We start from the raw sequence: 23,061 nt of genomic DNA, 5'->3' as shown, positions 1-23,061 counted from the left end.
ACAGTGTTCATAGGTATTAACACTCATAAGGCGTTAGAGCCGCTGGTTGCGTTCATGGCTCCCCGAAGGATCCTCTACACCAGCACTTCGAAGCGTTTTAGGACTCCCGCTCGTTGGTGGCAGAAGCGCTTTGCATGGTTGCATGGTATCAGGATAGCGTGAGACGCATTACGAGCGAACGCCGATCGCCGCGCTGCTGTTGGGCGAGTAGTTGACCTTGACGATGTGCCTGGGAGGAGGGCTGATGCTCGCGGGGTTTTTCCTGTGCAACAAACCCCTTGCGCGAGCAGGGAAAAAGGGGATTTGATACAGAAGGCGGACAAACCGATTTACGCTGTGTAGAATTGGGTTACGCATATAAGAATAATCGTCTTCTGGCAGCAGAAGCCTTGCCCGCAAGAGCCTTGGGTCGACAATGAAGAGTTTCGGGTTTCAATTGATCTACGGTGACTTTCTCGCCCGCAGCGTGCGGGGCATCTCCTGCGCGCCACCCGCCGGTCTCAGCATTGCTAGCAACTAACGATCCGTTAATTGATAAGAAAATGATGAGGCGCCAACCATGGCAGATTTATACGAAAACCCAATGGGCCTGATGGGCTTTGAATTCATCGAGTTCGCATCGCCGACCCCGAACACCCTTGAGCCGATCTTCGAGATCATGGGTTTCACCAAGGTCGCGACCCACCGATCCAAAGATGTGCACCTGTATCGCCAGGGCCAGATCAACCTGATCCTCAATAACGAACCTCACAGCGTCGCTTCGTACTTCGCGGCCGAGCACGGTCCATCGGTGTGCGGCATGGCGTTCCGCGTCAAGAATGCCCAGCAGGCGTTTTCCCGGGCCCTGGAACTGGGCGCCCAGCCGATTCACATCGAAACCGGCCCGATGGAGCTAAACCTGCCGGCGATCAAAGGCATCGGCGGCGCGCCGCTGTACCTGATCGACCGTTTCGGCGAAGGCAGCTCGATCTACGACATCGACTTCGTGTTCATCGAAGGCGTTGACCGCAACCCTGTCGGGGCCGGCCTGAAGATCATCGACCACCTGACCCACAACGTGTATCGCGGTCGCATGGCCTACTGGGCCAATTTCTACGAGAAGCTGTTTAACTTCCGCGAGATCCGTTTTTTCGACATCAAGGGCGAATACACCGGCCTGACCTCCAAGGCCATGACCGCGCCAGACGGTATGATCCGCATCCCGTTGAACGAAGAATCGTCCAAGGGTGCCGGGCAGATCGAAGAGTTCCTGATGCAGTTCAACGGCGAAGGCATCCAGCACGTTGCCTTCCTGTCCGATGACCTGATCAAGACCTGGGATCATTTGAAAAGCATTGGCATGCGCTTCATGACCGCGCCGCCGGAAACCTATTACGAAATGCTCGAAGGCCGCCTGCCAAATCACGGTGAACCGGTTGATCAACTGCAATCGCGCGGCATTCTGCTGGACGGTTCGTCCGAGTCGGGTGACAAGCGTCTGCTGCTGCAGATCTTCTCGGAAACCCTGATGGGCCCGGTGTTCTTCGAGTTCATCCAGCGTAAAGGCGACGATGGTTTCGGCGAAGGCAACTTCAAGGCGTTGTTCGAATCCATCGAACGCGACCAGGTTCGTCGTGGCGTGCTCTCCACCGACTAAGTCGTTTCGGATGTAAAAAAGCCCGGTCAGCAGCAATGCTGGCCGGGCTTTTTCATGTCGCTCCTACATCGTTTTTCGTCGATGCCGGACCAGGTGTTTGAACCCTTCGAATACCAGAACAACCACCGCGAACCAAATCGGGATGTAGGTCAGCCATTCACCGGTTTTGATGCTTTCCCCCAGCAGCAACGCGACGCCCAGCAACAACACCGGCTCGACATAGCTCAACAACCCGAACAGGCTAAACGGCAACAGCCGGCTGGCGATGATGTAGACCACCAGCGCCGAAGCACTGATCACCCCGAGCAACGGGATCAGCAGCGACAGCCACGGATGTTGATTGAACACGCCGAAACCCTGTTCACCGCCCTGAACGAACCAGAACGCCACGGGCAACATCAGGGCCATGTCCACCCACAAACCGCCGAGGTTGTCGGTTGCCAGTCGTTTACGCAGGATGAAGTAGAGCGGATAACCGATGACGACCAGCAAGGTCGCCCAGGAAAAACCGCCGACCTGATACAGCTCGTTGAGCACGCCGAGAGAGGCGAAAAACACGGCAATCTTTTGCAGGTAGGACAACCGCTCGCCATAGGCAATTCGCCCCGTCAGAACCATGGAAAGCGGTAATAGGAAATAGCCCAGTGACACGTCGAGGCTATAGCCGTTGAGCGGCGCCCACATGAACAGCCAGAGCTGAAGGCCAAGCAGCGTCGAAGAAACGATCAGGCCGGCGAGTAACTTGGGTTTGCCGCCCAGTAGGCGAAGGATGGCGACCGCGCGTTTCCATTCACCGGAGACCACCATAAACACGGTCATGCACGGCAGGGTCAGCAGCATCCGCCAGCCGAAGATTTCTACACCGCTCAAAGGCGTGAGCAGCGAGGTGTAGTAATACATGACGGCAAACAGCACCGAGGCTGAAACCGATAGAGCAATACCTTTAGACAAACTGTCCTCGCGGGTTGAAGGTCAAACGGGGCGCGCAGGATACGTGGTTTTGTGCTGGATATTGGCCGCTTGCTCAATATTTTCAACACTGATCGTTCCTACGCTCTGCGTGGGAATGCCTCAATGGACGCTCTGCGTCCGCTCCTGGGACGCAGAGCGCCCCGGGCTGCATCCCTTTGCTGCGCATGGGACGATCAAGCCAAATGTGGTTTTCGCCCTGACACAAAGTGGCTCACATCATTGAACCCCGGCGTCGACGCATGCCCAGGCACAACCAGCGAATCAATGAACGCTTCATCCTCCGCCGTGATCTTCACCGCCTGAGCCTTAGTGTAGGCATCCCATTGTTCTTCGGTCCGGGGCCCAACGATGGCCGAGGTGACAGCGCTGTTGTTCAGCACCCAGGCGATGGCGAATTCGACGATGCCCACGCCACGCCCTTGCGTGTACTGCTGGATCTGCTGAGCAATGCGCAATGATTCGACGCGCCATTCGGTTTCCAGAATGCGTTTATCTGCGCGGCCGGCTCGGCTGTTGGCATCCGGCTTCACGTCTGGTGCGTATTTACCGCTGAGCACGCCTCGCGCCAGTGGGCTGTAAGGCACCACGCCCAGGCCATAATTTTGCGCGGCGGTGATCTGCTCGGTTTCCACCTGACGGTTGACGATGTTGTACAGCGGTTGACTGATGACCGGCCGATCGACGCCCAGTTGATCGGCCACACGAATCACTTCGGCGATGCGCCAGCCACGGTAGTTCGAAAGACCCCAATAGCGGATTTTGCCCTGGCGGATCAAATCGCCGATGGCCGACACCGTGACTTCCAGCGGTGTGTTGTGGTCTTCGCGGTGCAAGTAATAGATGTCGAGATAATCGGTGCCCAGGCGCGTCAGGCTGGCGTCGATGCCATTGAAAATGTGCTTGCGACTCAGGCCGCTGCGGTTCGGTACACCGTCCACCGGGCCGAAGCCGACCTTGGTGGCCAGCACCCATTCGTGACGGTTACCGGCGATCGCTTCGCCGACAATTTCTTCGGAGCGGCCGTTGGTGTAAACGTCTGCGGTGTCGATGAAATTGATGCCCTGGTCCCAGGCCTTGTCGATGATCCGCAGGGAATCTTCGGTGCTGGTCTGTTCGCCGAACATCATGGTGCCCAGGGTCAGGGTGGAAACCTGTAAACCCGAATGACCCAGTGTGCGATAGCTCATGACGAAATCCTTTTACCGGTGGGGAAAGGCCCAATCAAATACCAGAACGGTAGGGCGGGGCAAACGGAATATTGAACACCGCGTGCCGATCGTCCCCACGCTCTGCGTGGGAATGTAGCCCGGGATGCTCCGCGTCCCTTTCGAGAGCTGGAACGCGGAGCGTCCCTTGAGGCATTCCCACGCAGAGCGTGGGAACGATCAACCCTACACCCGCAACGTCCGCGTCATACGCAACGCCAACAAACTCCCGCACACAATCACTCCCGCCAGCAGGTAAAGCGCCGCATCAGTCGACCCGGTGCTGTCCTTGACCCAACCTACCAGATACGGACTGAGGAAACCCGCCATCTGCCCCATGGAGTTGATCAACGCCAAACCACCCGCCGCCGCACCGGCACTGAGCAGCGCAGTCGGCACTGGCCAAAACATCGGCAGGCCGGTGAGGGCGCCCATGGTGGCAATGGTCAGGCCGAGGATGGCGATGGCGGGGTTGGCGGCGAAGTTCACGGCAATCAGCAAACCCACCGCGCCCATCAACATCGGCACCACCAAGTGCCAACGGCGTTCTTTGCGCAGGTCGGCGGAGCGGCCGACCATCAACATGAACAACGCCGCCAGCAGGTACGGAATCGCACTGAGCCAGCCGATCACCAGGTTATCGCTGAAGCCCAGGTTCTTGATGATCGACGGCAGCCAGAAATTGATCGCGTAAACGCCGCTCTGGATGCAGAAGTAGATCAGGCCAAACGCCCAGATCGCCGGGTTCTTGAACACCGCCAGCAGCGAGTCGGTTGTAGTTTTCGGTTTGTTGGCCAAGTCTTCAGCGTGGTCAGCCTCCAGCACCGAGCGCTCGAACGGCGTGAGCCATTTGGCATTGGCGTAACTGTCGCTGAGCAGGAAGTACGCCAGCGCGCCGAGGATGACGGTCGGGATACCTTGCAACAGGAACATCCACTGCCAGCCAGCCAAGCCACCTTGCCCGGCGCCGAAGTGGTTGAGAATCCAACCGGAAAACGGACTGCCGAGGAGACCGGACACCGGGATCGCCGACATGAACAGCGCCATGATGCGGCCACGGCGAAAGGTCGGGAACCACTGCGATAGGTAAAGCACCACGCCCGGGAAGAATCCGGCTTCGGCCGCGCCGGTGAACAGGCGCAAGGTATAGAACTCGGTCGGTGTGGTGACGAATAGCAAACAGGTCGAGAGCGAGCCCCAGACGATCATCATCAACGCGATCCAGCGGCGCGGGCCGAACTTGGTAAGGGCCAGGTTGCTCGGCACGCCGCATAGCACGTAGCCGATAAAGAAGATCCCGGCCCCGAGGCCGTACACGGTTTCGCTGAATTTCAGTGCGTCGAGCATCTGCAGCTTGGCAAATCCAACGTTCACCCGGTCGAGGTAGTTGAACAGGTAGCAGATGAAGATGAAGGGAATCAAACGCAGGGTAATGCGTTTGTAGACGGCGTTTTTATCGTCAGCGATGGCCTGGATAGCTGCGGCGCTCTGTGACATGGCGGCTCTCTCTTTATTATGATTTTTTGCGATGCAAAGGGTAACGTTGATCGCCCAACGAGTCTCGGCCACCCCTTGGGTCGTTGTCTTTGTGCCTGAGCACAGGGTTTGCAACCAAGGCCTGTGCGGGTGAACAATCTGCTCATCACGCTTTCAAGGATCACCGCTATGTTCGAACTCGATCACGACCTGGCCCAGGACATCGTCGACCGGGCGATGGCCATCCTGCCGTACAACGTTAACGTCATGGACAGCCAGGGGCTGATTCTCGGCAGCGGCGAACCGGAGCGCGTCAACACCCGTCATGAAGGCGCGCAACTGGTGCTGGCCAACGGGCGGGTGGTGGAGATCGACGCCCAAACAGCGATTCATCTCAAGGGTGTGCAGCCAGGCATCAACTTGCCGCTATTGCTCGATCAGCGTTTGATTGGCGTGCTGGGCATCACGGGTGAGCCCGAGCAATTGCGCACCTACGCTGAACTGGTGCGGATGACCGCCGAGATGCTGGTCGGCCAGCGCAACCAGCAGGCTGAACAGCAATGGCGGCGCCAGCGTTGCGACGATCTGCTGGCATTGCTGCTCAGTGAGGCCGGGGATTCGCCGCGGCTGATCGATGAAGCGCAACAGCTTGGGCTCAAGCCGCAGATGACGCGGGTGCCGTATCTGTTCGAGTTAGGGATGGAACACGGTCCGGGGCACACCGTCGAAGCGCTCAGCGCCTGGCTGATGTCACGCTACCCGGACAGTTGGTGTGTGAGTTCGGCCAAGTCCTCGTTGCTCTGGTGCCGGCCGGCCAGCCCGGCGATCGAGAATGATCGGCTGCTGGAGAAACTCGACGGCCTGGGCTGGAACATCCTGCGCATCGCCGTGGGTGGGCAGGCCGATGGGCTGTCGGGACTGCGCCGCTGCTACCGCCGCGTCGGCGACTTGCTGGCCTATGGGCGCGACGTGTTGCCGCACTCCCGTTTGCTGACGCTCACCCGTTACCGATTGCCGGTGATGCTCTGGCGACACCGCAACGACGACGCGCTGGACGAGTTGCTAAAACCGCTGCGCAAAGTCATCGCCAAGGATGGCAACGGCCAATTGCTGGCAACCCTGCGCAGTTGGTGCGATCACGACGGCCAGAGCCAGGCCTGTGCCGATGCACTGGGCATCCACCGCAACAGCCTGCGTTATCGAATGGAGCGAATTGCCGAGCTCAGCGGCGTCGACCCGCTAAGGCTGGACGGGATGCTCGCGCTTTATTTGGGCGTGCAGCTCCTGCCCCAGACGGACACACCGAAGACCAACCCGTAGCAGCTCGGCAGCGGCTACAAGGAATGTGTAGGGACAGAAAGGTTTTGTGAGAATGAACAATAATCGTCATGACCGCTTGTGCAGCGGACCGGCGTTATTGTTCTTGCCTGCTGGCAGCATGAGGGCATTGGAACTGGAGAATTCGCATGAAAGTCGTCATCGCCCCCGATTCGTTCAAGGACAGCCTGAGTGCCCAGGGTGTGGCTGATGCCATTGCCCAGGGATTGGCGGAGGTCTGGCCCGACGCACAACTGGTCAAATGCCCCATGGCTGACGGCGGGGAGGGGACTGTCGAGTCGATTCTGGCGGCGTGCGAGGGCGAACTGCGCCGAACCCAAGTCCGCGGGCCGCTCGGCGCAACGGTTGATGCCGCCTGGGGCTGGTTGCCCAAGAGTCATACCGCGATCATCGAAATGGCCGAGGCCAGTGGCCTGCAGCTGGTTCCGCCAAGCCAGCGTGATGCGTGCATCAGCAGCACGTTCGGCACCGGCGAATTGATCCGCACCGCGCTGGATACCGGAGCGCAACGGGTGATTCTTGCGATTGGCGGCAGCGCCACCAACGACGGCGGTGCGGGGGCGATGCAAGCCTTGGGCGTGAAACTGCTGGACGCACAGGGCCAGGCGCTTGCTCCGGGTGGTCTGGCGCTCGCGCAATTAGCGCGAATCGACATGAGTGAAATTGACCCGCGTCTGGCCGAGGTGCGATTCGACATCGCCGCCGACGTCAACAATCCACTGTGCGGCCCTCACGGTGCCTCAGCGATTTTCGGCCCGCAGAAAGGCGCGTCGCCCGAGCAAGTCCAGCAACTGGATACCGCGCTCGGTCACTTTGCCGACCGTTGCGCTCAGGTACTGAACAACGACGTACGTGACGAACCGGGCAGCGGAGCGGCGGGAGGCCTGGGCTTTGCCGCCAAAGCGTTTCTGGGTGCGCAATTCAAGGCCGGAGTCGAAGTGGTCGCTGAACTGGTCGGCCTCGACGATGCGGTCAAGGGCGCCGATTTGGTGATCACCGGAGAAGGCCGTTTCGATGCGCAGACACTACGGGGTAAGACACCGTTTGGTGTGGCGCGTATCGCTCGTCAGCATGGCGTACCGGTGATCGTCATCGCCGGGACACTGGGTGAGAATTATCAGGCGTTGTACGAACATGGCATTGATGCTGCATTTGCCTTGGCCAGTGGGCCGATGACGCTGGAGCAGGCGTGTGCAGAGGCGCCGCGGTTGTTGCGGGAGCGGGCCAGTGATGTTGCGCGAGTTTGGCGGGTGGCATTGCGTAAGGCTTGAGTCTTGCGTGGATTTTAGATCCACCCCTCACCCCAGCCCTCCCGGGAGGGTTAGGGTGAGGTGTGGTTCCAGACTTGAAATATATTTCTCAACCCACCGCAAAAATCCTCAACCCCGGCCGATACAGCTAGCAGGCCCACATAAACCAATTCCAACAGTGGCGCCAAACTGAAAACGCGCGCGCCATCGCCCGCCATTCAGCGATCACGGCAAGGATGCTCGCAGCCACAATCACCCGAGAATCATCCTATGTCACTGCGTAATCTGAATATCGCGCCTCGAGCCTTCCTGGGTTTTTCCTTCATTGCCTTGCTCGTCATCGTGCTGGGTGTGTTTGCCGTGAACCGCATGTCGACCATTCGCCAAGCCTCCATCGACATGGCAACCACGCAGCTGCCCAGCATCGTGTTTCTCGGCAACCTGACAGAAAACATCCTGCGCCTGCGCATTCTTTCTTTCCGGGTGTTGGCCAACCGTGATCCGAACGCGTTGCAGGAAGCGCAGACGCGCATCGGTGTGCTGGTCGACAAGGTTCGTAGCGCACAATCCAGTTATGCAGCGTTGCCGGCCACCCCGGAAGAAGCCGCGCTGTACAAGACGTTCACGACATCACTGGACAGCTATATGCAAGACCAGAATCAGATGCTGGAGCTGTCGCGGCAGAACAAACTCGATGAGATGCGCACGCTGATCAACACCCGGATCAAGGACGGTACGGACCAGATGGGCGAGCAGCTGAACAAACTGGTAGCGTTCAACAACACATATGCGAAAACCGCCTCGGCTGCGGCAGGCGAACAGTACCGCAGCGCCGTTACCGGCATCATCGCCGTGGCGGTGATTGCGGCGCTGATGACCGTGCTGCTGGCCTGGCTGCTGACCCGCAGCATCGTCACGCCGCTGAACCGTGCGCTCCAGGCGGCCGAAACCATTGCGGGCGGCAACCTGACTAAAACCATCGACATCGACGGCAAGGACGAACCGGCTCGTTTGCTCGGTGCCTTGTCCGCGATGCAAACCAATCTGCGCAAAACCATCGAACAGATCGCGGGTTCCGCCACCCAACTGGGCGCTGCCGCTGAAGAACTCAGCACGGTCACCCAAGAAGCCTCCCGCGGTCTGCAACAGCAGAACAACGAAATCGAACAGGCGGCCACTGCCGTCAACGAAATGACCGCCGCCGTGGAAGAAGTGGCGCGCAACGCGGTGTCGACGTCCGAAGCCTCGAACCAGTCGACCCAGGCGGCCCGTGAAGGTCGCGACCGTGTGGTGGAAACCGTCGGCGCGATCCAGACCATGACCCACGATGTGCAGAACACCTCCGTGATGATCGAAGGCCTGGCCGCTCAGGGGCGTGACATCGGCAAGGTGCTGGACGTGATCCGCGCCATCGCCGAACAGACCAACCTGTTGGCGCTGAACGCCGCGATCGAAGCCGCCCGTGCCGGTGAAGCCGGGCGTGGTTTTGCGGTGGTGGCGGACGAGGTCCGGGCGCTGGCCCATCGCACCGCGCAATCGACCCAGGAAATCGAAAAAATGGTCGCCGGCATCCAAAACGGCACCGGCGAAGCGGTTTCGTCGATGCAGCAAAGCAATCAACGCACCCAAAGCACCCTGGAAATGGCCCGCGCCGCCGGTGTCGCGCTGGAGCAGATCACCCAGTCGATCCAACTGATCAACGAGCGCAACCTGGTGATCGCCAGCGCGTCCGAAGAACAGGCCCAGGTTTCTCGCGAAGTCGACCGCAATCTGGTGAACATCCGCGACCTGGCCACCCAGTCCGCCGCTGGCGCCAACCAGACCAGCGCCGCCACTCACGAACTGTCGCGCCTGGCCGTGGATTTAAATGCCATGGTGGCGCGTTTCGTGATTTGAGATAGGGTTGAGGCTTGGACCCCGCGCGACTGGAGAAATACATGCGCTACTCAGCCTTGACCAAACGAATCGCCGGTGACGGCGCTGCGGCCTGGCAGATTCATGACCGAGCACTGGAATTACGTGAGCAGGGCGTTGATGTGCTGCTGCTATCGATCGGCGATCCCGACTTCGATACGCCGCAGCCCATCATTCAGGCGTGCATCGACAGCTTGATGGCCGGCGATACCCACTACCCGCTAGTACGCGGCAGTCAGGGATTGCGCAACAGCATCGCCACGCGTCATCGACACCGCAGCGGTCAAGTCGTGGATGCCGATCATGTGATCGTGCTGCCGGGCGCGCAATGTGCGGTGTATTCGGTCGCGCAATGCCTGCTCGATCCGGGCGATGAAGTGATCGTCGCCGAGCCGATGTACGTGACCTATGAAGGTGTCTTCGGTGCCTGCGCAGCCAAAGTGGTGCCGGTGGCGGTGCGCCCCGAGAACGGCTTTCGGGTTGATCCGGCGGATGTCGCGGCGCTGATCACGCCTAAAACCCGTGCGATTTTGCTCAACAGTCCGAACAATCCTTCCGGCGCCAGTTTGTCGCTGATGATTTGGCAGGAGCTGGCGTCACTCTGTGTTCGTCACGACCTGTGGCTGATCAGCGACGAGGTTTACAGCGATCTGTTGTACGAAGGCGAGCACATCAGCCCGGCGAGTCTGCCGGGCATGGCCGAGCGCACGGCGACCATCAATAGCCTGTCCAAATCCCACGCCATGAGCGGTTGGCGAGTGGGCTGGGTGATCGGCCCGAAACCCTTGAATGACCACTTGGAGCATCTCTCGATGTGCATGCTGTTTGGCATTCCGGATTTTATTCAGAATGCTGCGCAATTGGCGCTGGATGAGGACTTGCCGGAAGTGGCGGTGATGCGCGAGGAGTATCGCCAGCGCCGCGACCTGGTGTGCGCGAGTCTGAATGATTGCCCGGGCATCCGAACGATTCGGCCTGATGGTGGGATGTTCGTGATGGTCGATGTGCGTCAGACCGGGTTGTGTGCCCAGAGTTTTGCCGAGCGGCTGCTGGAAGGTTACGGCGTGTCAGTGCTGGCCGGCGAAGCGTTTGGGCCAAGTGCGGCGGGGCATATCAGATTGGGGTTGGTGGTGGATCAGTTGAAGCTGGCGGATGCGTGCGAGCGGATTGCGTTGTGTGCGGCGGACCTTCTGGAAGCGCGCCGGGCCTGATTCCAGAGACAGATCGTTCCCACTCCGCGTGGGAACGATCATCGGCTCAGGCATTCCACGCTTGTGTGTTCACCAAGCAACAGCGGCCAGTCAAGGTTCAGCGGTTCACGTTCGAACACATCCAGCCCCGCAACGCGAATCTGCCCGTCTCGCAAGGCCTGAATCAGCGCCGCCTCGTCCACGACCTTGCCCCGTGAAATGTTGATGAAGATGCTCTCCGGGCGCATCAGGGCAAAGAACGCCGATTGGAGTGATAGACCCGCTGAAGGTACTTCTTGATACAGACTTCTGACGGCGGCAGAGCGACCAAAGTCAAGACAACACCTCACTTTCTGCGGGGTGCTTATGGCAACGGACCTAACTATTGTTGTCGTTATCCTGACTGTCTACCAGCGCAGCCAGAACTGCCCGAGTAACGCACCTATCATAGTCGGCACCAACATACCCAGTGAGTACCATATTCCCCAAAATGGCACTTCCATCTCGGGGCAGTGCAGACAGTATGCAATCGTCGCCATTGCACCGGCGAGTAGTCCGCCGCAGGCACCCGCCAGTTTCAGGTGAGTGGGTGCGAGACCGCCTAATGCCCAGTACACGGCAATAAATCCTGGAATCGACAGCAAGGTAATATTAAGTGCGCATACTTGCCAGGTATTGCCGAGGATGATCGCGACGCGGACGTCAGGTGCGGCCACCATGAGTACATAGATGGAACCGACCCACACCGCTGCAACTGCGGCAATGATCAGCAGCTTCCCGGAGCCCGGAACCATACCCGGTCTTGCCAGCCGCGTCAGCATGCTCAGCGCACCGATCATCAGGCAAAGCGCAAAGGCGATTTTCGCCCAAAAGATCGGTGTTGCTATGACCTGATCCAGATCTGGACGAACGCCCATTATTACCATTACGAGCAACGTGGCGCTCAAGAGGCCGGCCAGCACCGCGCCGCTGAATCGCTTAGCGAGCGTCCTATGGTCGACCGGGGCCACACCCGACGCGAGCATGGAAATAAAATCATCAGTATTCATCGTGCGCCTCTAACTCTTAACGCCAGTGCTTTAAGCCCACGGTGTATGCCTATCTTTACCGCAGACTCAGATAACCCCGTCACCCGAGCGGTTTCAGTAACAGACAGCCCCTCTAGTTTCACGTGCACGATAGGTAGACGCTGACGTTCAGGTAACTGCTCAAGCAGCCTGCTGAGGTCGCGACTGGCCTGCGCAGGTTCAAGATGCGGCTCGGCAAATAGCTCTGCCGCATCGTCAAGGGAATCGTTGAACACGTCATGACGTGACTTCCCTCGGAAAAAGTCGGTGAGCTTGTAGCGCGCAATGGCAAAAACCCACGCCGTCAGCGGTTGATCTGCCCGATACGTCTGGCGCGCATTATGAACGGCCAGCAGAACCTCTTGCAGCAAATCCTCGACTTCACCAGGTCGCTGCTGAAGTCTCGAGCGTAAAAAGCCGCGAAGATGACCACTTAACTCCGATAAAAACGTGCGATAAGCCCGTTCGTCTCCGTCCAGACCTGCGAGGAACAGAGCCTGAAGGTGGAGCTCTCGGCTGCGCAAAGCGTCGTTATGTGTAGTTCGTTCCATCGTTCGCTCGGGTTACACGAAGGGTAAAAATATCTCGTTCCTGCTAATGACGGGCTGTGGATCTGCGGTTTCCCGGCATAAGGTAACAGGCGAATCATTTTTGCTGGCCTTAGAAATATTTTGCGGTCGCTGTAACCAGATATGAAAAGCCATCGAACTACCTTTTGGGTCGCAAACACAGTGCCCAAGCGCTGATGCGGCGACCAACCCCCATCACCCGGAGATATAACTATGAACAATCTCAAACTTGCCGCCCTCGCCGTTGCCTTCTCTTCGTTTGCTGCCGGTGCTATGGCCGCAGAGACTCCTGCCGCAGCAGGCACCATGGAGAAGTGTTACGGCGTTTCCCTGGCCGGAAAGAACGATTGCAAGGCGGGCGCAGGTACCACCTGTGCAGGCACCGCCAAAATGGACTACCAGCCTAATGCCTGGAAAAACGTTCCTGTGGGTACTTGTACCTCCATCAAAACACCAAAAGGCATGGGCACTCTCGCGCCTATGTAATCGTAATACCACGGGGGCTCACCCATCATGAAAACTGAATTCCAGATGGGGGCCGGACTCGGCCTGAAACCGAACCATTACCCAGACGCGCTCGACTGCACGGCTGAGGGTCTCTGGTTCGAAGTTCATCCGGAGAACTACATGGTAGGTGGTGGCCCCCGGCTCGCATGGTTGGAGGCGATTGGGAGCCAACACCCGCTTTCGCTGCACGGTGTTTCACTTTCACTTGCCGCCGATTGTCCGCCGGACGAAAAGCATTTGATGCGCCTAAAAGCACTGGCCGATCACGTTCAGCCCGCATTGATTTCCGAACACCTAGCCTGGTCGGCATGGCGTGGTCAGTATCATCCTGACCTACTGCCATTCCCTCGTACGGTCGAGGCATTGCAGCGCATCGTAAGCAATATCCAACGTACACAAGACGCCCTAGGACGTCATATCGCAATTGAAAACCCCACCCATTACCTACACCTGGATGGTCATGAATTTAGCGAACTCGACTTTTTGACCGAGCTGAGCGTGAGAACTGGCTGTGGGTTACTACTGGATGTCAATAACGTACACATCAGCGCGCATAACCTGGGCTTCGATGCGGCGACGTATCTGGATGCCTTCCCGGCCAAGGCGATTGTGGAAATCCATTTGGCAGGCCACGCAGTGGATCCGGGGGATACGCGGTTGCTGATAGACACTCACGATGCTCCCATCGCTGACGGCGTCTGGTTGCTGTATCAACGCGTTATCGAACGGATTGGCATGCGCCCGACCTTGATCGAGCGCGACGACAATATCCCAGGATTCGACGTCTTGCTGGCTGAACGAGACAGAGCGCAGACTCTGTTGAGCATCGGGAAGAAGCAACCCTCGGAAGTGACGATATGAACACATCACTCGAAAGCTTTCAGGATGCATTCATCGATGCGTTATATGAGCGAAATTCGATCGGAATGACGGCTCTAATCGAACAGCCCGGTTTTAGGGTGTACCGCAATACTGTATTGAAAGGATCGACGGACGCATTACTCGCGAACTTTCCCACCATAGAGCGCTTGGTCGGTACAGAGTGGCTCAAGGCCGCTGCAGCGATCTATGCCCGGCAGTCGCCACCGACGGATTCCCGATTACTGCACTACGGCGCTGACTTCCCGGATTTTCTCGACGCTTTTGAGCATGCGCGAGAAATGTCTTATCTGGGCGACGTCGCCCGCCTGGATCTGCTCTGGACAGAAGTCCATTGCGCTAAAGACGAGCCCGACATTGATCCGCGCGCATTTGCGAGCCTGTCCCAAAAGGACTTGGCGTGTTGCCGGCTCACACCGAGGGCCGCTTCCCGTTGGGCCTGGTTCCCAGACCACCCGGCCTACACCCTCTGGCGCCTCAATCGCGAACAGCGGGACATGCCTGATGAACTTGACTGGCGCGGCGAAGGAGCGCTTCTGACGCGCAAGCAAAGCCGGGTTTGTTGGGAGGCCGCCAGTGCTGCGGATTGCACGTTTCTAGACGCCTGTGCGGCACACCTGCCGCTTGAACTGGCCGCAGAAAAAACCCTTGAAGTTCAGCCTGATTTGGATTTGGCAGACCTCATTGCCCGCTTGTTCAGTGCCGACGCGTTCGTCGCTGTAAACACCCCTCGCTCTTTGTGAAGACATAACACCAACTTACCAACGGAGCACATCATGGACGTGATACGAAATACTTCGTCCACCGCCGACAAATCTCTGCGCGGCATTTGGAACCGCATGGCAGACCGACTTGGCTTAATGATTTGTGACTCGCTATTGGTGCTGGTTGCTCGCCTATCCATCGCAGCCATTTTCTTTATGTCAGGACGCACCAAAGTCAGTGGATTTTTGACGATCACACCCGGTACCTATGAGCTATTCCGCACAGAATACTCACTACCATTCCTCTCTCCAGAACTGGCCGCGCATCTCGCTACCTACAGTGAGCATTTGTTTCCACTGCTTCTTGTGCTCGGACTGCTCTCACGACTATCAGCATTCGCATTACTGGGCATGACGTTTGTAATCCAGGTGTTTGTCTACCCTGATGCCTGGCCAACGCACTTTTCCTGGGCGGGCCTGCTACTGCTCATCGTCGCACGTGGTGGAGGTGCAATGTCGCTGGATCGACCACTTGGCATCAAGTGATGCTTTGACTGCTATACAGTCTCGGATAGCCACCTCTTGGCGACATGATCGTCGAAAAAGTGGACGCACTCGTTTGTTTGAACGTCTGTAGGCTGAGGAAATTTCGGCGCCTATCGAGTTCGGCACCATCGGTAAAAAGGCCGACACATCCAACGAGCTTTCAAGATGATAGTGGTTGCCTATACGGTGAAGATCCACGATGTTTGCTGGCAAGCGTTTAAACCGTAAGCGATCCACTGTGTACACATTCAAAGCTGTCAGTTGAAGCCTGATGCTGTGCTTCCGATATCCATCAGGAGCCCGCAACCCTCCCTGGCCGCGTTCGCGAAAGGCTGCCGCGCAGGGTCGGACGCTGCTCGATCTGCGCCTTGAAACTGCTGACCCGCTCGATCCGCGAACTGGTGCCGTCATAGGGTTCGGTGACCAGTAACACGTCGCGATAGCCGCGTTCTTCAAGGTGCGCGAGGGCGATCTCAACCGCAGCCAGATAGTCCAGCCCCACCAGATCACTCTCGAGTTGCTCGACCTTGCGATCCACCAGCACCAGCGGCATTTCCCGATGCAGCTCGCGCAACTCATCGCGGTGATGACCGAGGGTGTTCACGATCAAGCCTTCAATGTTGTACGAGCGCAGCAGCGCCAGGTGCTGGCGTTCCTGCTCGTCATCGCGATCGGTATTGCACACCACCAGGCTGTAGCCGTGCTGACGGCAGGCGGTTGGGCGGCGGAGAAGTCGTTCACGGTTTTTAACCTAGTTATTGAAGTGTGTGCAGGCTGGCTTTGAAACCGGTTTCAGAAGACACCATTAACCAGAACGCATCAAGCCAGCGATATCCCAATGTGTAGGAAAAACCCGACAAACGGTAGCAATACCTGTCAGATATGACAGTAGCCACACCATTGAACTCGGTGCTTAATTTCTTTCAGGCAAAAGAATGATTCTACGACCAATCAAAGGACTTGCGATATGGCGCTCAATAAGCCACTGACATTCGATGCGCCGAAAGTTCTAGGTGTCGCTGATCCGGTTGTTGATCCGGATGGGCAAATTCCAAATGACTTGCTGCTCAAAGGAATTGATGTAGTCGTCCCTTTGTGGCCCGAACCAGCGAAAGATCCAGGTGAAAGGGACATTCTGACAGTTTTCTTTGAACAACCCGGAGAGCCTCTAGTAACCATTCAGAATACGTACTACCCGGACGATATGAAACCAGAATTCATTATTCATATCGGTCCGGAATATTTAAGGATTAATGGTGTCGGGGAGCTGTGGTATGGAATTCTTAATAGCGCCGACAATCCATCCAACTCTTTTCCGCGGCGACTGACTATTGATCATGCCGGCGATCTCGAGGAAGCTGACTTTGAGCACGCCACCAAGTGGGGCTATCTGAATTGCGAAACTGATCCTCCCTTGTGGGAAGGTGTCACGGTCAACATCCCTGCACTGGCGGGATTTAACGTCGGAGACCGCTGTGAAGTGCGCTGGCGAGGGTTCTCCACTCTGAACGGCAGTGGCACAGAGTTCATCAGTGCTAAAAAAACTGTTATTCGTCCGGCTTTAAGTGAACAAGACATCCGTGAAGGATTTTCACTGGTTATAGAGCCTTACGAGACTCATATAAAACCGATGGTGAAAAACGCGTCCGCCACCGTTGTTTATAGCGTCTATCGCGGCGTGAAACGTGTAGGAAAATCAAAAACTGCGGTGGTAAAAATAGACAGGATTAAACCTGGCGAAGAGTTTCCATGCGAGCCTCCAGCAAGCGTGGGGATAGGCGGGAGCAAAGTTGTACGAAGAGGCCACAACCTTCTTCAAATTGTATGGCAATCAATCGTGAACACATGGAGGCGGTAAAATGAACGCAATCGTTGAAAAAGCCCAGTTGTCCCGAAGAGCAGTACTTGAAAAAAGTTACGGAAAATCCGGCGGTGTACTCGCAAATCCCGTCCGCGTCACCATTCCAGCGCAAACACTTGAAAACGATTTGAGGATTCCCGTGGCCGCTCTCTCCGCGCCGCTACTCTATACGATTCCCAAACCCACAGAGCCTGAAGACCCGGATGACTTGATCGAGTTCAAGATCCGAAAAAAAGGACAAACCACCTGGCAAGAAATTGAACCATTTTTGGAGTTAGGGACTATTGCTGATCGGGCCTGGCCGTTGCCGCGTCAAATTCCCTTGCAGTACCTGGCAGAAGAAAGCACTCCGGAAACACCTACCGAATATGAAGTTCAGTATATCTATTGGTACGGTGCAACGAATGAAGGGTTCTCGGACATTACTACGTACGCCATCGACCGTACAGCGCCCTATAGAGTAAAAACCCCGGCGTCGAACCGATCCCCGGGGGCGGCTTCGTTTCCTGCTGATCTTGGGCCAAACGATCCAATCGATGAAACCTATATCGGCAATAATCCGGGCGGTATCACGATCAAGGTCGCGACTTATAGCAACTATCACGCCACTGATGTGATCAAGGTTTTCTGGGGCATAGCCCCCGTTGTTGGCGACCAGCCCGTGTTTGAAGGCGTGCTGCCATCAACGTATGAAGTCATCGTGCCCATTGATGTGTTCGTAGCGTCCGTTGAAGGCTTGAATACACTTATTTATGTCGTGACGGATCTTGCAGGTAACAAAGGGAAAACATCCAATCCCAGTTATCGCGAAGTCAAGCGCATCGCTGACCCTACCATATTTGCGCCACCAGTGGTGCCACTGGCCAATGGTGCTGACGGCGATGATTTGATTGACTTGGCCGACTGTAAGCAAGGTGTCGACATCGTCATCGATGTACCCACGCCGAACGCAGCTTCGGACACCATTATGGCTTACTGGGGAACAGTGGAGCTCGGCGAAAAGAGAGTCGATGCCAGTGTCGATGGCAAGCTGACTTGGGATAACGTTGATTTTTCGATTATCAAACAAGTTTATGGCAACACCGATGGTGATGAAGAAACAAACATTAGCTATAAGATGTTTAGAGGCCCCCGTGTTATCGGTGGCAATGACGTGGATATCAACACCAATATTTCTTATGTTGGCCCACTAAACCCGAATGAACCCGACCCTGTAAACGATGCTTTAAATCCTGCTGTGCTGAAAACCGCAGACGGCTCGGTTGATAAAATTGTGGAAGCGGACTATGGCAAAGATGCAGAGATTTCAATCGAGCTTTTCGCATTGCCCGCCACTGAAGAAGGATGGTTGATTGATATATTTTATGATGACGTCAAGGTAGGCGAAACCATCCGTTTGACCGGTGGGCAAGAAGGCACAACGCTTACACGAACACTTCCCTGGAAAACAATTTTTGATCAGCAAAGCGGGACAAAGGTGTTGCGTTGGGTGCTCTATACCGCGGCAAATCCTAATCCGGTAAGCGCTCCTCCTAAAGACATCTCGGTAGATGCATTTCCCATTGAAACGCCTATGCCCGAGGTGTTGAACCTTGCGGGCCCACTTAAAAGGATCGGTTGTTCTACATTGAACTTCGTTCCTCCTGGGGATAACACAAAACGACGTAACTTGAGAGTGCGTGTTCCGAAAAGTGCTTACACGGTTTCCGGTGAAACCATTACTTTGTCATGGGCAGCGTACACCGATGCAGAGCAGCCTGTGCTTGTTCCTGGTACGGAAACTACTGCTGATCTTATGATCAGCGGTACGTTTCCTGATGAAGGCGCACTCATCGATATCGGTACTTATGAAACTCACTTAAAGCCGGCGAACCGTGCCAATGGTCACCTCAGCTATACCATTAGCCGAACGGGCACTACGCCAACCCCTACTTCAGTGGTAGCCAAACATTTTGTGCTGCTGACAAACAGTGAGGCGCAGTACTGCGAAGAGGTGAACCCAATTCCAGCTCCATAAAAACAGCTGGTGGAAAAGTGCGGCGAAACTGTGTTCGCCGCACTGTTTCACTCTTATTTTGTTATAGAGGCAGTAATCTTGTTAGGGGATTTTTCACCCCTCGAATGAGGATTAATCCTACATAACTATGTGTAATTACACGCTAGCCTAGCGACCCTCATTTGGCTGGCCTTCCAATCCGCGAGTGGCAGCAATCCGGTTTTCCCAAGCAGGTGTCTACTATGCGAAGCAAGTTTTCGTTAAACGTGCCATTTCGTTGTGCTCTCCTATGTTCACCCATTCTGGTATTTTCCAGCCCAATTACCACAGCCGCGCCCATTGTTGGCGGCAACGTAACCATTACTGGTGGAACACCGGAAAGCTGGGATCTCAGTTCGAACGCCACATTGAACGTTAACGGTGCACAAACGCTGTTCATTAACGCTGACAGTTCGACTCTCAACGTCAATGCTGGGAGTACCACCCAGCAGATCACGGCCCGTAACGGCTCCAACGTTAATTTAAGCGGTGCGAACGTTTCGGGTGTTGGCGGTCTGGCGGCTGTTGTGCTTAGCAACAGTCGAGCCGATATCGACAACAGCACCATTACCGGCAATCGCGTAGGGCTGCAGGTCGTGCGTGAAGTGAGTACGCAAACCGGCTCAACGGCGACGGTGAGTGGTAAAAGCGTGATCAGCGGTGTGACGGGTGGGGCTCTGGTGAGTGCATTCAGCAGACTGAACGTCAACGACTCAACGATTCAGGGCACCGGCGCTATCAGCTATGGGTTGAGATTGCGCAGTGCTCAAGCCACCGCCACTGACAGCACCATCATTGGTGGACAAAATGGCATAACGCTCGATTTGGAGCCGACCGCGATTCAACCGGGGACGCTGGCGCTGGACAATACGACCGTTCAGGGACAAACCGGCTCGGCCATCCTGGTCGACTTCGCCAATGCAGGTACTTCCACAGCTACTATCGCCCTGAATAATTCTCGACTGTTGGCCGGTAACGGAACGCTGCTGGATGTCCGTGGCGGTGCCGACACCTCGGTCACTGTCAACAACAGCGCATTGACCGGCAATATCATCAATGAAGCAGGCAGTACCCTCGATCTGACCTTGCAGAACAACTCGGTGTTGACCGGTCGCCTGGAAAATGTCTCCAGCGCGACCATCAACGACAACGCTCGCTGGGTGCTGATCGGGGACGGTCAGATCGATAAGTTGACCCTGAATGGCGGGACGGTACGCTTCGGGGCCGATAACGCTTTCTATCAACTAAATGTGAATCAGCTTTCGGGGAACGGTCGATTCGAGATGGGCACGAATTTCGCCACGGGCCAAACCGATCTGCTGAACGTAACAGGATCTGCCAGTGGGCGACATGAGCTGTTGATCAGCAGCAGCGGCGTTGATCCGGCCGCCGGCCAACCTGTTCGGGTGGTGCAGACGGCGGGTGGCGATGCGCAATTCTTTCTGGAGAGAGACGTGGATCTCGGAACCTTTTCCTACAGTTTGGCGAAAAGTGGCGACGACTGGATTCTGGATCCGAGTACCCGCACGGTCAGTCCTGGCGCACGCTCGGTTTTGGCCTTGTTCAACACGGCGCCGACGGTATGGTATGGCGAGCTCACGTCGTTGCGTTCGCGCATGGGGGAGTTGCGTTTCAATGGCGCTGAGGCTGGCGCCTGGGGCCGCACCTATGGCAATAAATACAATGTGGCCGATGGTTCGGGTGTCGGGTATCAACAAACCCAGCAAGGCTTCACCCTCGGCGCCGATGCGCCGCTACCGATCGGTGACGGCCAATGGCTGGTGGGCGTGATGGCCGGGCATAGCAAATCCGACCTGAATCTCGATGGCGGCACCTCGGGCACGGTCACCAGTTATTACCTTGGCACTTACGCCACCTGGATTGATGCACAGAGCGGTTACTACTTTGATGGCGTGGTGAAGGTCAACCGTTTCCGAAATGACGCCAAGGTCGGTTTGAGCGATGGTCGCAGAGCCAAAGGTGACTATGACAATACCGGCCTGGGCGGCTCTGTCGAGGTCGGTCGACACATCAAACTCGACAACGCCTATTTCATCGAACCGTATACCAAATGGTCTGCAGTAGTTATCCAGGGCAAAACGTTTTCCCTGGACAATGACCTGCAAGCCGACGGCGATCGTACGCGCTCGTTGCTGGGGGAGGCGGGGATGACCGTCGGGCGCAATTTCACGCTAAACGACATGCAGGTGCAACCCTACGTGCGTGCCGCGTTGGCTCATGAGTTCGCCAAGAGTAATGAAGTCAGCGTTAACAACAATGTCTTCAATAACGACCTGTCAGGAACGCGTGGCGAATTGGCTACCGGTGTCGTTGTAGCGCTTACGAACAGCCTGCAGATGCACGTCGATGTTGATTACAGCAACGGTAAAAATATCGAGCGGCCGATTGGTGCGAATTTTGGCGTTCGATACGGCTTTTAAAATTAAGGTCTGAACTGAATTAAAAAAGGAAGCCAAGGCTTCCTTTTTTATTCAGCAGTTCACTCGCCTGTCAGGCGGCTTGAGTACGATTGTAAAACTGACCGGCAAGCGCAACATCACTCTTTGCGCTGAATTCAATATTGATAGTTAACGTTTTTTTGCCTCCATCTTCCTCTTCATGTTCTACGACGGCATCCTTCAGCGTGCCTGAGAAAATGCCCGTGATGGCATCGAATGCAAGATCGGCTGTTCCACTGATTTGCGAATACAGAACCGTTGACGCAGTGCTGCGTTCAGCGAGATTCAGCCGCACCTCATCGGAGTCCGGCTTCAACTCGTAGGAACCCGCCGCCAATAGTTTTTGAAACGACAGCGTTATATGTCTTAGGCTGTTGTCCAAGTTGCGATGCCAGGCAAGCATCACGTGAGCCTCGCCATGTTCTGGCGGAAAAGTTTCTGAAGTAAGTTCTACCAGGCTTGCGTTGAACGTTACATTGTCAATTGTTCCGTTACAGCTACCGGCGGTTTGCTTCTTACTGCTTTTGATCGAGTTCATCAATACGGTCTCCACTGTCATGACGATAGGTATCCTGGTAAAAAAAGCTTCCGGGATGACGTATAAAAGCGCTTATAGGTCTGCGTTGTAAACTGTCATACATGACAGTTTACAAGGAGACAAATATGTGATTTTTAATCGATTGCCTATAGAGCCAAGTTCACGTTATCCAATCCAGCTACCAAACCCTGTACCAACGCCGCTGTGGTTAGAGCTATCAGCCAAACAACCCCGCCGCAATATTGATCGAAAACCCGAGAATGGCCGTGTTGAACAGAAAGCCGATCAGCGACTGCGCCAGCACAATTTTGCGCAAATCCCGGGTGGCGACGCCAACGTCCGACGTCTGCACTGCCACACCGATGGTGAACGAGAAATACAGGAAGTCCCAATAGTTCGGGGTGGTCAGCCCTTCGGCAAAACGCAGCGCTGGCTCCTTACCCTCCCAGGTGTAATACAACCGCGCGTAGTGGACGCTGAAGATCACGCCAATCAGAAGCCATGAACCGATCACCGTGAGGGCGGTGAAACCGTAGTGCATGAGCTTGCGGGTGGTTTCCAGGTCCTTGCTGCCGGCCAGTTCGAAGGTGATGGTCGCCAGACTGGCCAGCGCTGCGATGCACACCACGAACAGCACCAGAGCGGCGTTCTCATCCTCGACCTCGGCAATGCGCTTCACGTCCGGCGCTTTGGCGCGCACAGCGAGCCAGACCATCAGCACCAGATACGTCCAGACCCCGGCGTTCCAGCCGATGAGGATTTTGCTGATGATCGAGTCGGCTGGAGTCAGAATGCCTACTGCGACGCCGAGCGTGGCAGCGGCGGACAGGCGAGGGTGGGTGCGGGCGAGGAAGGGCATGTGAACTCGATGGGCCTGGGTATGCAAACACATTAGCCCAGGGTGGTCCGCTGTGA

At 56.4% G+C, this 23,061-nt stretch carries 19 protein-coding genes and 2 pseudogenes; 12 read left to right on the top strand and 9 right to left on the bottom strand.

Annotated features, from left to right (window positions below; genetic code table 11):
- Window positions 1-559: 559 nt before the first annotated feature.
- The gene (gene hppD, locus ACYZTR_RS15040; protein WP_461972064.1) at window positions 560-1,636 is read left to right on the top strand and encodes a 4-hydroxyphenylpyruvate dioxygenase; all 1,077 of its coding nucleotides are present in this window, start codon (window positions 560-562) and stop codon (window positions 1,634-1,636) included.
- A 63-nt stretch (window positions 1,637-1,699) separates the two neighbouring features.
- Here the strand turns inward: hppD and rarD are convergent, their stop codons facing one another.
- The 3 genes from rarD to ACYZTR_RS15025 all read right to left on the bottom strand — a co-directional run bounded on the left by rarD (window position 1,700) and on the right by ACYZTR_RS15025 (window position 5,310).
- Window positions 1,700-2,587, bottom strand: a complete 888-nt coding sequence (rarD, locus tag ACYZTR_RS15035) for an EamA family transporter RarD (RefSeq protein ID WP_461972062.1) — start codon at window positions 2,585-2,587, stop codon at window positions 1,700-1,702.
- Between the two features lie 194 nt (window positions 2,588-2,781).
- Complete coding sequence (locus ACYZTR_RS15030) at window positions 2,782-3,795, bottom strand: aldo/keto reductase (RefSeq protein ID WP_461972061.1); 1,014 nt, start codon at window positions 3,793-3,795, stop codon at window positions 2,782-2,784.
- 204 nt (window positions 3,796-3,999) lie between these two features.
- The gene (locus ACYZTR_RS15025) at window positions 4,000-5,310 is read right to left on the bottom strand and encodes an MFS transporter (RefSeq protein WP_461972059.1); all 1,311 of its coding nucleotides are present in this window, start codon (window positions 5,308-5,310) and stop codon (window positions 4,000-4,002) included.
- 168 nt (window positions 5,311-5,478) lie between these two features.
- On the opposite strand from ACYZTR_RS15025, the gene ACYZTR_RS15020 reads away from it, so the two are divergent.
- The 4 genes from ACYZTR_RS15020 (at window position 5,479) to ACYZTR_RS15005 (ending at window position 11,002) form a co-directional block, all read left to right on the top strand.
- Window positions 5,479-6,609 carry a sugar diacid recognition domain-containing protein gene (locus ACYZTR_RS15020; protein ID WP_461972057.1) on the top strand — a complete coding sequence of 377 codons (1,131 nt, stop codon included), beginning with the start codon at window positions 5,479-5,481 and terminating at the stop codon, window positions 6,607-6,609.
- Window positions 6,610-6,755: 146 nt separating this feature from the next.
- On the top strand, window positions 6,756-7,898 hold the full coding sequence (locus ACYZTR_RS15015) for a glycerate kinase (RefSeq protein WP_461972055.1): 1,143 nt from the start codon (window positions 6,756-6,758) through the stop codon (window positions 7,896-7,898).
- A 249-nt stretch (window positions 7,899-8,147) separates the two neighbouring features.
- Window positions 8,148-9,773 carry a methyl-accepting chemotaxis protein gene (locus ACYZTR_RS15010; protein WP_461972053.1) on the top strand — a complete coding sequence of 542 codons (1,626 nt, stop codon included), beginning with the start codon at window positions 8,148-8,150 and terminating at the stop codon, window positions 9,771-9,773.
- A gap of 41 nt (window positions 9,774-9,814) precedes the next feature.
- The gene (locus tag ACYZTR_RS15005; protein WP_461972051.1) at window positions 9,815-11,002 is read left to right on the top strand and encodes a pyridoxal phosphate-dependent aminotransferase; all 1,188 of its coding nucleotides are present in this window, start codon (window positions 9,815-9,817) and stop codon (window positions 11,000-11,002) included.
- Window positions 11,003-11,079: 77 nt separating this feature from the next.
- On the opposite strand, the pseudogene ACYZTR_RS15000 reads toward ACYZTR_RS15005, so the two are convergent.
- The 3 genes and pseudogenes from ACYZTR_RS15000 to ACYZTR_RS14990 all read right to left on the bottom strand — a co-directional run.
- Window positions 11,080-11,247 (bottom strand): annotated as a pseudogene (locus ACYZTR_RS15000) (NAD(P)-dependent oxidoreductase); the annotation flags it as partial.
- A gap of 141 nt (window positions 11,248-11,388) precedes the next feature.
- Window positions 11,389-12,030, bottom strand: a complete 642-nt coding sequence (locus ACYZTR_RS14995) for a DUF1109 domain-containing protein (RefSeq protein WP_461972049.1) — start codon at window positions 12,028-12,030, stop codon at window positions 11,389-11,391.
- Complete coding sequence (locus ACYZTR_RS14990; RefSeq protein WP_461972047.1) at window positions 12,027-12,599, bottom strand: sigma-70 family RNA polymerase sigma factor; 573 nt, start codon at window positions 12,597-12,599, stop codon at window positions 12,027-12,029. The genes ACYZTR_RS14995 and ACYZTR_RS14990 overlap by 4 nt, the downstream gene beginning before the upstream one ends.
- 231 nt (window positions 12,600-12,830) lie before the next feature.
- Here ACYZTR_RS14990 and ACYZTR_RS14985 point away from each other — a divergent pair, with 231 nt between their 5' ends.
- The 4 genes from ACYZTR_RS14985 to ACYZTR_RS14970 are packed head-to-tail and all read left to right on the top strand — an operon-like array spanning window position 12,831 to window position 15,253.
- Window positions 12,831-13,103, top strand: a complete 273-nt coding sequence (locus ACYZTR_RS14985; RefSeq protein ID WP_461972045.1) for a BufA1 family periplasmic bufferin-type metallophore — start codon at window positions 12,831-12,833, stop codon at window positions 13,101-13,103.
- Window positions 13,104-13,130: 27 nt separating this feature from the next.
- Window positions 13,131-13,985: an MNIO family bufferin maturase gene (gene bufB / locus ACYZTR_RS14980; protein ID WP_461972043.1), complete on the top strand. Its 855-nt coding sequence runs from the start codon at window positions 13,131-13,133 to the stop codon at window positions 13,983-13,985.
- Entirely contained in the window at window positions 13,982-14,746 is a 765-nt protein-coding gene (locus ACYZTR_RS14975; RefSeq protein WP_461972041.1) for an HvfC/BufC family peptide modification chaperone, read from the top strand. Before bufB ends, ACYZTR_RS14975 begins: the two co-directional genes overlap by 4 nt.
- A gap of 33 nt (window positions 14,747-14,779) precedes the next feature.
- Window positions 14,780-15,253 carry a DoxX family protein gene (locus ACYZTR_RS14970; protein ID WP_461972039.1) on the top strand — a complete coding sequence of 158 codons (474 nt, stop codon included), beginning with the start codon at window positions 14,780-14,782 and terminating at the stop codon, window positions 15,251-15,253.
- Window positions 15,254-15,572: 319 nt separating this feature from the next.
- Here ACYZTR_RS14970 and ACYZTR_RS14965 read toward each other — a convergent pair.
- Window positions 15,573-15,971, bottom strand: a pseudogene (locus ACYZTR_RS14965) (type 1 periplasmic-binding domain-containing protein); the annotation flags it as partial.
- Between the two features lie 249 nt (window positions 15,972-16,220).
- On the opposite strand from ACYZTR_RS14965, the gene ACYZTR_RS14960 reads away from it, so the two are divergent.
- The 3 genes from ACYZTR_RS14960 (at window position 16,221) to ACYZTR_RS14950 (ending at window position 21,590) form a co-directional block, all read left to right on the top strand.
- On the top strand, window positions 16,221-17,111 hold the full coding sequence (locus tag ACYZTR_RS14960; protein ID WP_461972038.1) for a hypothetical protein: 891 nt from the start codon (window positions 16,221-16,223) through the stop codon (window positions 17,109-17,111).
- Between the two features lies 1 nt (window position 17,112).
- Window positions 17,113-19,131, top strand: coding sequence for a hypothetical protein (locus ACYZTR_RS14955; protein ID WP_461972036.1), 2,019 nt, complete (start codon window positions 17,113-17,115; stop codon window positions 19,129-19,131).
- A 221-nt stretch (window positions 19,132-19,352) separates the two neighbouring features.
- A complete protein-coding gene (locus ACYZTR_RS14950; RefSeq protein ID WP_461972034.1) occupies window positions 19,353-21,590 on the top strand; it encodes an autotransporter outer membrane beta-barrel domain-containing protein in 2,238 nt (745 codons plus the stop codon).
- Window positions 21,591-21,660: 70 nt separating this feature from the next.
- Here the strand turns inward: ACYZTR_RS14950 and ACYZTR_RS14945 are convergent, their stop codons facing one another.
- Window positions 21,661-22,146 (bottom strand): hypothetical protein, encoded by a 486-nt coding sequence (locus tag ACYZTR_RS14945; RefSeq protein WP_461972033.1) that lies wholly within the window; start codon window positions 22,144-22,146, stop codon window positions 21,661-21,663.
- 217 nt (window positions 22,147-22,363) lie between these two features.
- Window positions 22,364-23,005: a DUF1345 domain-containing protein gene (locus tag ACYZTR_RS14940; protein WP_461972031.1), complete on the bottom strand. Its 642-nt coding sequence runs from the start codon at window positions 23,003-23,005 to the stop codon at window positions 22,364-22,366.
- Window positions 23,006-23,061: the final 56 nt, after the last annotated feature.

The organism is Pseudomonas sp. Hz4 (assembly GCF_054898165.1).
Note: the sequence above shows the minus strand (reverse complement) of the source record. Positions and strands in the feature narration are given on the sequence as shown.